The organism is Holospora curviuscula, from assembly GCF_002930195.1.
Classification (GTDB): domain Bacteria; phylum Pseudomonadota; class Alphaproteobacteria; order Holosporales; family Holosporaceae; genus Holospora; species Holospora curviuscula.
In genome coordinates this window covers 1-11,609 of sequence record NZ_PHHC01000110.1, presented here as the reverse complement: position 1 = coordinate 11,609, position 11,609 = coordinate 1, and the positions used below count along the sequence as shown (strand labels likewise).

The 11,609-nt window shown below is 37.7% G+C and carries 11 protein-coding genes; 4 read left to right on the top strand and 7 right to left on the bottom strand.

Annotated elements, in window-relative coordinates; translation table 11 throughout:
• Positions 1 to 523: 523 nt before the first annotated feature.
• Together HCUR_RS05845 and HCUR_RS05840 are read left to right on the top strand one after the other, a co-directional pair.
• Positions 524 to 952 carry a hypothetical protein gene (locus tag HCUR_RS05845; protein WP_129591940.1) on the top strand — a complete coding sequence of 143 codons (429 nt, stop codon included), beginning with the start codon at positions 524 to 526 and terminating at the stop codon, positions 950 to 952.
• A 9-nt stretch (positions 953 to 961) separates the two neighbouring features.
• Positions 962 to 2,680 (top strand): Hsp70 family protein, encoded by a 1,719-nt coding sequence (locus HCUR_RS05840; RefSeq protein WP_104207165.1) that lies wholly within the window; start codon positions 962 to 964, stop codon positions 2,678 to 2,680.
• Between the two features lie 19 nt (positions 2,681 to 2,699).
• Here HCUR_RS05840 and HCUR_RS05835 read toward each other — a convergent pair whose 3' ends face one another.
• A complete protein-coding gene (locus HCUR_RS05835; protein ID WP_207760951.1) occupies positions 2,700 to 2,999 on the bottom strand; it encodes a hypothetical protein in 300 nt (99 codons plus the stop codon).
• A 251-nt stretch (positions 3,000 to 3,250) separates the two neighbouring features.
• Here HCUR_RS05835 and HCUR_RS05830 point away from each other — a divergent pair, with 251 nt between their 5' ends.
• Positions 3,251 to 4,582 (top strand): MFS transporter, encoded by a 1,332-nt coding sequence (locus tag HCUR_RS05830; protein ID WP_104207163.1) that lies wholly within the window; start codon positions 3,251 to 3,253, stop codon positions 4,580 to 4,582.
• 325 nt (positions 4,583 to 4,907) lie between these two features.
• On the opposite strand, the gene HCUR_RS07885 is transcribed toward HCUR_RS05830, so the two are convergent.
• Positions 4,908 to 5,111: a hypothetical protein gene (locus HCUR_RS07885; protein ID WP_129591939.1), complete on the bottom strand. Its 204-nt coding sequence runs from the start codon at positions 5,109 to 5,111 to the stop codon at positions 4,908 to 4,910.
• Between the two features lie 47 nt (positions 5,112 to 5,158).
• On the opposite strand from HCUR_RS07885, the gene HCUR_RS07880 reads away from it, so the two are divergent.
• The gene (locus HCUR_RS07880) at positions 5,159 to 5,395 is read left to right on the top strand and encodes a hypothetical protein (protein ID WP_129591938.1); all 237 of its coding nucleotides are present in this window, start codon (positions 5,159 to 5,161) and stop codon (positions 5,393 to 5,395) included.
• A gap of 301 nt (positions 5,396 to 5,696) precedes the next feature.
• Here HCUR_RS07880 and HCUR_RS05825 read toward each other — a convergent pair whose 3' ends face one another.
• The 5 genes from HCUR_RS05825 to serS form a co-directional block, all read right to left on the bottom strand.
• A complete protein-coding gene (locus HCUR_RS05825) occupies positions 5,697 to 6,317 on the bottom strand; it encodes a hypothetical protein (RefSeq protein ID WP_207760950.1) in 621 nt (206 codons plus the stop codon).
• A gap of 578 nt (positions 6,318 to 6,895) precedes the next feature.
• Positions 6,896 to 7,477, bottom strand: a complete 582-nt coding sequence (locus HCUR_RS05820; protein WP_165780808.1) for a hypothetical protein — start codon at positions 7,475 to 7,477, stop codon at positions 6,896 to 6,898.
• Between the two features lie 738 nt (positions 7,478 to 8,215).
• The gene (locus HCUR_RS05815; RefSeq protein ID WP_104207160.1) at positions 8,216 to 9,106 is read right to left on the bottom strand and encodes a DMT family transporter; all 891 of its coding nucleotides are present in this window, start codon (positions 9,104 to 9,106) and stop codon (positions 8,216 to 8,218) included.
• Between the two features lie 6 nt (positions 9,107 to 9,112).
• A complete protein-coding gene (locus HCUR_RS05810) occupies positions 9,113 to 10,081 on the bottom strand; it encodes a LysM peptidoglycan-binding domain-containing protein (protein ID WP_104207159.1) in 969 nt (322 codons plus the stop codon).
• A gap of 8 nt (positions 10,082 to 10,089) precedes the next feature.
• Positions 10,090 to 11,385, bottom strand: coding sequence for a serine--tRNA ligase (gene serS / locus HCUR_RS05805; protein ID WP_104207158.1), 1,296 nt, complete (start codon positions 11,383 to 11,385; stop codon positions 10,090 to 10,092).
• Positions 11,386 to 11,609 lie beyond the last annotated feature (224 nt).

The following is an 11,609-nucleotide window of genomic DNA, read 5'->3' as shown; positions in this document are numbered from 1 at the left end:
GTGATGTATGGGATGATGAGGAATCCCTAATAACCCCTTGGGGGATTTTTAGTCTTTATAATTAGACTCTGCTTCTCTCAAGCCTCGAATAATTGCCTATGAAAAGCACTATTAACCCCCATTGGTACTATAAATTTATTATGCACCAGTCTTGCTATTTAAATACTTGCAACTTTTTTTATTCATAAGGTTCTCAGTTTCTTTGCTCAATTCTCTGTCTTTGCAAAGATTGATCTCAATGCCACGTTTATGAATAAATATAAGACCGTGAGGCGATATAGCGTGTATATTCTCGTGATAAGCATTATGTTTTTTTCATGTGCTCCCCTTACATTTAAGATTTTTTTTATACCTGTATCCTCTACGAAGCTAATATTAACACCTTCTGAGCACCGATACTAAAATGCTTTCTCACTTTAGATAAAATTTTGTTCTATTGCGTTAACCATCTTAAGCTGTTATAGTGCAATTGAAATTAAAGTTATAAATTGCAAAAAAACCAAGAAAAAGGAAGGATAAGAACTTGGATTTTGCCTCTATAAAACGTATGGACTGGTTCGAACTATTTGGTCTTCCCAAGCGTTTTTTGATGGATTTAGACGTATTGGAGAAAGCGTATCTTCAAAAACAAAAAATAGTTCATCCTGATTCTTGGGGGAACCATTCGTCCAAAGTTACCGCTCAATTAAGTGCTTATATTAATACCGTCTACACTCACTTAAAAACCCCTTCCCTGCGCGCGGAATATATGTTAAAGAGCGTTGATGCTTGGCCTGTACCTATGTATCAAGAAATATTAGTGGAGATTTTTACGCTGAAGTCTCAAGAAGATTCTTCATGTTTACATGACAAGTATCAGGAAGCTATAATAAAATTCGATGATGAATTCCGACAGACCCAGTATGTTCAAGCGCAGCATGCCTATATGTATATATGTTACTTAAAACAATAAGGTGTTGATATGCGTATTTCGGTAGAATCCTTAGAAAGCAAGACTATAGAGCAAGATTGTGCCGTGAAAAAAGAAGCGGTGGGCATTGATTTTGGAACCACTTATTGTGTTGTGGGGTTTGCATCGAGTCCTACCCAAGTTGAGGTTCTGAGTACTTCTTACGGTACCCTTATTCCTTCCAAAGTAATTTCTCAAGAGGGGTACACTATCCAATCTGTAAAACGTAAATTAGCCCACACTTCCCTAAAAAGTGCTCAAGCTTCTACCTATTTTCATGCGGCAATTCAGCTCTTCAAAGTAATTGCTCAGCATATTCGTGAAGCGTTAGGTCGAATGATATCCTGTGCTGTTATTACAGTTCCGGCTTATTTTGACGATCTTCAGCGGTCTCAAGTACATAAAGCTGCTCAAAGCGCAGGGTTTGAAGTTTTACGGCTTGTCAGTGAGCCCACGGCAGCAGCCATCATGTACGGTCTGAGTGAATCCTCAGAAGGTAAATATCTTGTCTACGATTGGGGGGGGGGTACCTTTGATGTGTCGATTCTAGATATTCAAGACGGTGTGTTTAAGGTATTGGCCACAGGAGGAGATACTGCTCTAGGAGGAGACGATCTGGATGTGTGTATCGCAAAAAACATAGCACCTTTTTTCTGGGACGTACCGTCTTCCTCTCAGCAAGAATATTGGATCAAAAAAGCACGTTATATTAAGGAATCCCTCTCCGTCAGTCCTACTAATCCCATTATAGACAGTAACGTGACCCTTCAAGACATTGAAACTTGGTGCTTCCCTTGGTTTCAGCGCACTCTTGAAATTTGTGAAGATACATTAGCCCGTGCCAAGTTAAAACATAACGATATTCAAAAAATTGTTTTAGTAGGGGGAAGCACCCGTATTCCTTTTGTATTCAATCACTTAAGTCGGATATGGGATAAGAGAGTAGCGTGTGTACTTCACCCCGAATATGCGGTCGCTCAAGGAGCAGCGCTTCAGGCTTATCATCTAACCCGAACTTGTTCTTTTTTATTGCTAGATGTGAGTCCTCTTACCTTGGGGCTAGAAGTATTAGGAGGTTTGGTGGAAACTTTGATTCCAAGAAATACCCCACTTCCTTGCGTGTGCACCTACACATTTACTACTGCTGCAGATGACCAGACAAAAATTCCTCTCCACATCGTGCAAGGAGAAAAAGAATTTGCGGAAAATTGCACATCTCTTGGTGTATTTGAACTGTCAGGAATAAAACCCTTGCCTAAGGGGGTTCCAAGAATTGAACTTACCTGCAGTTTGACTGTAGATGGCCTTCTAGAGCTTGAAGCAAAAGAATTACAGGAGAAAGAAGATGGGGCAAAAGCATCTCTTCATATTAATACCATAAAAACTTTAGATGATAGCCATATAAAAAAAGAACTTGATTCCTTAAGTATCGACGATGGAATAGACGTTTTGCGACGTATTTGGACACAAAAACATCAACAAGCGTCTGATGCATTAGAGCAAATGAAAAAAATTATTCATCAGTATCCCTATCTTTTTTCAGAGGAAGAACAAAGCAATATTAGCCAAATATGTCAAACTTTTTATAATTTTTTAAAAGACTCTCCACAAAGTATGCCCCAAGCCGTACAGGAAATTTCTGAACGTTGGGACGAATTTTCTGCTTACATACTTCCTTACATTGAACGTCATTTAACCCATATGTTTAAAAAGACTTTAGAAAACCCTTAGTTTTTTTTGAAAAGGCTAGTTAAGATGGTTTATGAGGCGGTAGCTTTGAGTGCTCCCTTTTTTTTAAAATATGTTGAGCTGCTTTTATTTTATCCATACCTTGGTCCACAAGCTTAGCCCAGGCCACTTTTTCATCCGGTGTGCTGGTTTTGCTAAAATCTACCCCATCTACTTGAAAGCTAAAAGGATTTCCCATACCTATCTGCCCATATGCTGAATAATCTAAAAGAAAAAAACTCACAATCATAACACTTACTGATATTCTTCCTGTATAAAATTGATCTTGTTTTGGTAATAAGTGTGCGTCAATCCATTGCATCCGTACTCTGCGGCGTAAAAGAAAACATTGCTTTAAACAATATAAGCTTAAAAAAAATATCATAGTTTTTAATGTGTTTTTATAGTTATTTTATAATAATTTTATTATTATTTTATTAATAAAGAAAATTCTATCATATTTCTTCCCCTTGGGCAAGTCTAGTCCCTATAGGAGATCATATCTTTTTATAGATAGACTTTTAATACCGCTTCTTTTATTATCAGACTTAGGATAGAGTGGAGCATTTACTTATGAAATTAAAATCTTTATACCCTGGCCAAACGATAAAAGGAACAGCGATGTGGCTTCTTGTAGCAATGTATTATTTTTACGAGATGGTGCTACGGGCCTCGTCTGGTGTTTTGGCGAAAGATTTTACAGAAACGTTTCACATTCAAGCAACTCAGCTGGGGGTTTTGGCAGCAGTGTACGGGTATGCGTATTCAGGCTTACAGATCCCTTTTGGAATACTATTGGACAAAATAGGTGTGCGTCACTTAGTCAGCGTTTCCTGTATATTCTGCGCCTTTGGAGCGCTTTTGTTAGGAACAGCGTGTTACTATCCTATGGCAATTTTAGGACGCATATGCATCGGTATTGGGTCTGCTTGTGCCTTTATCAGTACATTAAGACTGATTGTTGAATGGTTTGATAGTAAAAATTTTTCTTTAATGGCGGGATTAACCAACGCTATTGGCTGTCTTGGAGGACTGTGCGCATCTTATCCTCTTGCAAAATTGGTAGATGCTTTAGGGTGGAGAATGGCATTATGCACACTATCTGGGTTTGGATTAGTATTAGCAGCACTGATTTGGCTCTGCGTACGAGATCGCCCTAAAGAAACATTATCTCCAGAAAAACATTCAGAACAATCCACTCTAGAATGCTCTTCCCCAATGTTAGAAACGTCTTCCACCGTATCTCCCCGTTGGAGTAGTTTCCTTTGGCCTGTTTTAAGCAATACTCAGGTATGGGGTGCGGGATTAATAGGTGCGTTTCTGTATGCGCCTTTAGTCGTGTTTGCAGAAGCCTGGGGGGTTCCTTTTCTTCAAGTAGCCTATACAACGACACCCGCCATGGCATCCAATGCGAGTATGGCCATGTACATATTTTTTTCTTTGGGAAGTGTTTTAGTGCTGCCTTTATGTCATCGATGGAAAAGTTATGTACGACCACTTTTGTTAGCAACGCCAGTCATCTCTGGAGGCCTTGGAATGATTGCACTCTGCTCTGGCGTTGTATTTTTTCCCATTATTGTTTTTTTATGCGCTATTATTGGATTGGCTATGGGAGCCCAGGTACTAGTATTTACTTTGACCACTCAAGCAGTTCCTGCACGATTTTCTGGTACTGCCAGCGCATTGACTAATACGATCATTATGGGTATTTCTTATCTTATGCAAGAGGGATTTGGAAGAGTTATGGATCATTTTTGGGATCAAAAACGAGATGTAGCAGGCACTCCTCTATACAGTATTCTTCCTTATAAGTATGCTTTATTTTTTCTCTCTATCGTAACACTCCTAACGCTAGTAGGCTTTTTATTTTTGAAAAATGACTACCAGACCAGTTCAAAGGACTAAATCAAAGGACTAAATCAAAGGACTAAAAAAGCGAATCTTTCAAAACACTCTTTAAGCATCGTTTCTTTAGAGATGTACAGTGCCAAATTATGATGGTATAAAACATAACGGCAAGTACTTACGCGGATACGCCAAAATCACTGAGGCAGCGTCTCTGATAAAGTAAAACAATCAAGAGAGCCTAATCATTCTTTCTAAAAAAATAGCCGAACACATATAAAATGATTATAAATTTTTTAAAAATTTTTCAGTTAAGAGTTCCATGTATTTCACGGATTTTAGGGGGTAAATTTTAGGGATGAAAGCGGGAGAAAAGTTAAGCGTTTCAAAGGATTCGAGAGATTTTAAGGTCAACCTCGAACGCACCGTCAGAGGGTCCAAGAAAATTAATCCTGTGATGAAGCACATTAAACCCGCCACCAAAATCCACCACAGGGACCCACTCAAAAAAGATATTGCCGATCATCCAAATGTCTCTCAGTATGAGTACCACAGGAATTAAAGATTTTCTTAAATGCTTAAGCTTCATTTATAAAAAAAACTTGATTCACCCCAAAGGAAATCCTGAAAAACGATTTGCGTACCTCCATAGAAATTGCTGAACATAAAAAAGAAGGGCGTTCCATCATCTTCATTGATGAGCGCAGATTTGTCCAAAATATATCGAAAACACATGAGTATGCCTGGAAGTTTCGGTTGTGGCATTCACGCCTGGGGTGCAAAGGGCTAGGCGAATGTGATAGGTGCTCTATTGGACGGTGTTCTTTTGATCGTAAATCTGTTTTACACTCTCATCAACACAGCGATGTTTAATGCTTGGGTGAGTCAAGATCTTCTTTAAAACCTGCCCAGAGACAGTGTTGTTTTCATGTACAATACCACGTTTCATAAAAAAGAAGAGAGAGTGAACGCCATAAAATCTTCGGAACACGCGATTATGTATTTTCCTGGATATTTTCCTGATTTCACTCTTATTAAAAAGAAATGGGCCTAGGCTAGCAGGAAAACACTTAGGGTTAAGTACCAAGACCCTTTTTAAAAGACACATATAGTGTTATTTTGTATGGGTCTCTTTATATTTGAGGTTTTCTATACATATTACGAGAATAAGCTTTTAAAGGTGTAATCCTTGAAATTGGTTTTCTAGAGTATCCTCTTGACGACGCCTCATCTGCCGGAACTCTTCTTCTACTTGTTCTGCTGTTTGGATTACTCCATCAAACTTAAATTGGTGTTCTAAATTAATCATCATCTTTTGAAACTCTTGTTTCATCTGTTCTTTTTGTTCGGCTTTATCAAACGTAATATAATTGGTTGCTACTTTGTTCATAGATTTACCTCTTTGAGTTGCAAGATAATTAAAGAAATTAAATATATATTTTTTCATCAAAAGTGCCTTACGTATATCTTGTTCTGTTAACTGTTTGATTGCTTGGGAAGCTTCTTGCCATGCGCTGACTAAAACTTCTTTTTGGTCTATAGAACAAAGTCTGAGAAAACGCTCACATGGTGGACCTAACGACGCCCTAGACGTAAAACAATATTGAAGAATTAATTCCTTAGTGTTTAAGGACGCAGAGCATCCCTCTGACATATACTCTAGGTTGTGGTACAAAGCTAGATAACGGGGCTGATTAGGAAATTTTGACACAAATAATGTGACAGACGACCACTTAGCTATTTTAGGGTCTGAACATTGTACGGGGATGTATTTCACACTATGGGGCATAATCATACTCTTAATGAACTGAACTAAATGACTCATAATTTTTTTATTGTGATAAGAAATAATATAAGATTTTGTTATTTTTTTTGTTATTTTTTTAACAACATCTTTCTTGGGTTCTTCGACGTCCTCACTCTCCATTTTTGCAGAGAAAGCGCTTTTGGATGAAAAAATGCAAAGCATTAATAAAAAAGTGTATATTTTTTTCACAGTGTATTAATTATTCTTTTCTTCCCCTAAAGAATACACAGATTTTAAACCAATCACAATATTTCTTAAAGATAAAATGTATACCATGTTTAAGATTATCCATCTTACTTGTTCTAGGGGTAACATTTCAATATAAATAGTCATCACTGAAATTATGTGGGCTTAACCAAAAAAATTTCTTCTAAGAACATGATATTGTTTTGCGTAACTAAGTTTCATCCTATTCATCATGGATTCTACCCTCATTCAGATATCAAAGAAGACTTCAAACTGAACTGCTTTTGGCCTGGCGTGTGAAGATACAACATAGAATCTAGAAAAACATTTACGAAGATCAGCCTCCTATGCTTTCTGTAATACGCTACAAAATAAAACTTTTAAAGGTGTAATCTTTGAAATTGGTCTTCTAGAGTATTTTTTTTGTGATGTATGGCTGCTTCTTTGGTATAAGCGTCTTGATTAAGAGACATTTTTTGGAACGTTTCTTCCATCTGTTTTTGTTGGGTATTTGCTTTTTCAACATTGTGAAGTTTTCTCACCAAGTGGGTTATAGAGTGATTTTTTTGAGTTGTAAGATACTTAAATAAATCAAATATAGGTATTTTCATAGAAATCGCACCTTGACGTAAGTTGTTATCTGTGACTGTACTAATTTCTTCAGAAACTTCTTTCCATGCTTGGGATAACACTTTTGTTTGATCTTGAGCATTGAGCTGTAAGAAGATATTACATGGTTCACCTAATACGTCACCAAAAGAAACACCACAGGCAAAAATTAATCTATCAAGATCTATTCCATAAGGGTACCAAAAAGGACGTTTCTTTGTACCAAGCCATCTTGACGCAAATTTGTAAGATACCGTTCCATTCCCTAGCATGATTGCTGTATCGGGAACAATCATACCTCTAATCCATTGAACCAAGTTGTCCATAACCTGTTTAGTGTGGGTACGAAACATAGAAGGTTTTTTTATTTTTTTTTCTGTTGTTGGAAGATTTTTTTCGGATTTTATGAGATTCTTTTTTGCAGAAAAGCCGTTGTTGGATATAAAAACGAAAATAGTGAATAAAATAGTATGTAGTTTTCTCATAATTATCTTATTTTTTTCTCAAAACAATTCAATTATAACACAATTTTTTAAAAAAGTCAAAAATAAATAAAAATAAGGCCTTCAAAACTTATTGATACCTCTAATTTTTAGTGGTGGATGATAAATTTCCTTACAGGTCAGAGCCCATTCTCAAGAAAAGGTATGAGACGGAACTCAATACATAAATCTCAAAAAAAAGCCTTATTATCAAGGACATTTTGGTGATTGCACTTCTGCGATACACTGTGCCTCTAAAGTGTTTTTTCCGCGCCCTAACTTACACCACAAACCCTAAATACACACGTATTATAATTGAAAAGATTTAAGATAGTATTAGGTAGTGTAACTCAGGCCAAAAAAACAAAATGAGTTTCGTAATTTCGCCGAAAATACTCAACATGCTTGAGAGAAACTCCAACACATCTTTCTAAAAATTACCCTATTGGGTTAAAAATACCTTCTATTACTATAGAAAACACTAGGATCAATACGATACATTATACTAAAATATATTACAATTCCTTGTGGGAGTATTTGTGTATTAGGTGTTTTATTTTTTAGCTTAAATTTTTTGACTACGATGTTTAAAAAGCTCAAGACGTTGCTTTACGCACTTCTTTTTTGTTTTTGTTTTAACATAACATAAATAAGTGTAGCACTAACAATTATTCCTCCTCCTATCCAAGCATTTGTCCTCATCGGCTCTGCATACACAAAATAATTTAAAATAAGAAAAACTACTAATCGGAAATAATCAAAAATAGCAACAAAAGCAGCAGAGCTGCGCTGTAAAGCGTAAAAGTGAAATACTGCTGACAAAGCCCCCAGTGTTCCAATGGTGGCCAAATATCTCCACTCAAATCCGTTTAACTTCCAAGAAACCGTAATACAAATACCTACTAGACTAAAAAATATTAAAGGAAAAAAAGAATTGGCAAACAACATACGCTTTTTGTCTTCTGCCACTAAAACTAATTTTCGTGTTACAATGATAGATGAAGCCATACAAACGTTGGCAAAAATTGGAATCAAAGTATAGGCAGAAAACCTTACGTCAAAAGGATTCAATACGCATAAGACTCCTCCGTACGCCATTATCATGACGATCCAATGAGCGGTATCTAAACTTTCTTTTAAAAATAAACGCGCTAAAAGTAAAATAAAAAAAGGGCCACTTGTACCTAAAAATGCCGCGGTTTCTCCGGGTAAATATCGGTATCCCGCATACCCTAATACCATGGCTAAAGTTTGAAATATCCCTCGCAACACCAACAGTGCAATATGGGGAGTGTGAAATACTTTTTTCACAGAAAAAGGGTACCAAAAAGGAAGCATTGCTAGCAACCCTACAGCTGCTCTAGAAATCATCAGTACAATTTGAGGGATGTCTTTTGAAAGAGACTTCGTCATCACCATCGCCAAAGAAAAGGTTAAACTCCATAAACACAAAAAAATTGAACTACGGACCTGCGTTTGCCCCGCCCACTTAAAGGCCATAATGTGTTACTTGAAATAAGGCTTTGGATTGACAGAAACACGATCTTTGCGCAACTGAAATCGAAGCACATTTTCTTGACATACTCCTAATACTCCTCCCCGCTTGACTTTTTGATCTTTCTTCACAGAAGGGAGTACCCCAAGATATACACTGGTCCACTTTCCTCCTTTAATACCATTGTGCGCTACAAAAACAAAAGATTTATTGGCTAAAGACGGATCTTTATGAAATTGACCACATTTTCCTGCGTACACAACGACCCCTTCTTCACAAGCCACTACTTGCGCTTTGGACTGAGTATTAAATATCGCCGTTTGTTTATCTAAAACCTCTTTTATACTACCGGAAACCGGAGCCTGTAACACAAGGTCTGGATCAGGATTATTCAAAGATTTTTTTCCTGAACGTACCAAGCGATCTTTTTTCTTTTGGGTCGATACAAAAGACGACGCTTTTGAGCTATGGATAGACGGAGGAAAAATTTCTTGAGACACGGAAAAAGATTTGTTAGGATCTGTTTCCTGGGCAAGTTTCTTTTTTTCTTCTAATGGTTTTTCTTCGGCATGGGGGACTGGAATTGTGGGGGTAGGTAACGGTTCAAGTTCCGAACTTCTTCCCATTGCTTCTGAAGGGTCCCCTTCCAAAGGCACATCTTTCCAAGTATCCTGCGCCAAGTCCACCGGACCATTGGCCATCACATCTAAATCATCTTCTGAAGACTGCTGAGAGGAGGATATAGCCTTGGAAGGTAAAGTCAAAATTTGTCCCTCTTCCAAAATATACGGAGCTCTTAAATTATTAGCTTCCACCAGTGCTCGTACAGAAACATCATGCGCTTTGGCAATACTATAAATTGTATCACTGCTAGAGACAGATATTTGTCCCATTTTTAAAACTATTGTCTTGAGAGGTGCTTCGCTACATCCCCCCAAAATAATGGAGCCCAGAAAAAATAGATGATACACCCACTGCATGCTTTCCTCTACAGATTGTAAATAGGACGATAATGATAAGGGAGCAAACGATTTGTTCCTCCCATATAAGAATGTAAAACCTCTGGAATGGTAATAGAACCATCAGAGTTTTGATAATTTTCAAGAATTGCGACTAAAGCTCGTCCCGTAGGTAAGGCCGAGCCATTGAGCGTATAGGGATACTCTAACTCACCCTGAAAAGTACGGTATCGGGTATCTGTTCTTCGAGACTGATAAGTACCACAGTTAGAGCAGCTAGAAATTTCTCGATAACGTCCTTGACTAGGGAGCCAAACTTCGATGTCATAAGTACGCCTAGAAGTCCATCCCATATCTGCGCTACATAATGCTACTACGCGATAAGGAAGACCAAGGGATTGCATCAAAAACTCTTCCTGCTCAAGGAAAGCAGAATGAAGTTCTTCTGCCTCCTGAGCAACACAAATTCCTACGAGCTCTACTTTCTCAAATTGGTGTAATCGAATCATCCCTTTTGTATCTTTTCCTGCAGCTCCTGCTTCTGAACGAAAACAAGGAGTGTAGGCTGTGAATTTCAAGGGAAGATCTTTTTCTTCTAAAACAGTTTCTCTTACGAGATTCAGCAGTGTGACTTCTCCGGTAGCAATAAGATACCTATTATCTGTGGTTCTAAACAGATCTTCTGAAAGTTTAGGAAGCTGTCCTGTACCAAACACTGCGTCTTCCTTCACTAAACATGGTGTATGAACCTCCAGGCACCCAAAACGACTAGTATTCATATCCAACATCCAACAACATAGTGCACGCTCTAAGCGAGCTAATTCTCCTGCTAATATTACAAATCGTGCTCCGCTCATCTTAGTAGCTTGAACAAAGTCCATCCCCAGATTCATGCCCAACGTCTCGTGATCCTTGGGGGAAAACTCTTTGAAAATTCTTGGAGTTCCCCAGTGTTTTAAAACAACATTGTCTTCTTCGCTTTTTCCCATGGGAACTGCTTCATCCAGCATGTTAGGTAAAAATGTCAGCGTTGTAACCAGTTGCTCTGAAAGTTCTTGTACCTTTTTCTCTAAGAGGGACTCTTCCTGAGACAAGACACTGGATATGCTTACCAAATTCGAGATTTCTGCTCCCTCTTGTTTACGTTGTGCTATTTCTTTTGCGATCTTGTTACGTTTTGCGCGTTTTTCTTGAAATAATTTTAAGGCTTCTCTGTGAACGCTATCTAAGTGCAAGATATGTGTGCTTTGAGGCTCTAAAGTACGGCGAAGTAGTCCTTCATCGAAAAGATGCGGATAAGCACGAATCCATTTGATATCCAACACGAGCTATAGCACACTGAACATTTGAACATAATCCTATTAGAAAAAAATAAAAAGTGCAAGAGGTGGAAGCAGTAGAGCCCCCTCATAACAATAAATATTTGAAAAAAGAAAAATAATAAGGGAATGCCTTGAAGGGTGAACCATTTAAGGTAAGGTTCATGAAAGAAGTAGAAGAAGGGGGTTTAGATCATTTTAACCCCCTAAAAGATCCTAGGTTCAGTAGG

Bases quoted from the DNA above. Each gene is read 5' to 3' on its own strand.
- HCUR_RS07885 (WP_129591939.1), bottom strand. From the start codon at position 5,111: ATGAAGCTTAAGCATTTAAGAAAATCTTTAATTCCTGTGGTACTCATA.
- HCUR_RS05830 (WP_104207163.1), top strand. From the start codon at position 3,251: ATGAAATTAAAATCTTTATACCCTGGCCAAACGATAAAAGGAACAGCG.
- HCUR_RS05825 (WP_207760950.1), bottom strand. From the start codon at position 6,317: ATGATTATGCCCCATAGTGTGAAATACATCCCCGTACAATGTTCAGAC.
- HCUR_RS05835 (WP_207760951.1), bottom strand. From the start codon at position 2,999: ATGCAATGGATTGACGCACACTTATTACCAAAACAAGATCAATTTTAT.
- HCUR_RS05810 (WP_104207159.1), bottom strand. From the start codon at position 10,081: ATGCAGTGGGTGTATCATCTATTTTTTCTGGGCTCCATTATTTTGGGG.
- HCUR_RS05840 (WP_104207165.1), top strand. From the start codon at position 962: ATGCGTATTTCGGTAGAATCCTTAGAAAGCAAGACTATAGAGCAAGAT.
- HCUR_RS05820 (WP_165780808.1), bottom strand. From the start codon at position 7,477: ATGTTTCGTACCCACACTAAACAGGTTATGGACAACTTGGTTCAATGG.
- HCUR_RS05815 (WP_104207160.1), bottom strand. From the start codon at position 9,106: ATGGCCTTTAAGTGGGCGGGGCAAACGCAGGTCCGTAGTTCAATTTTT.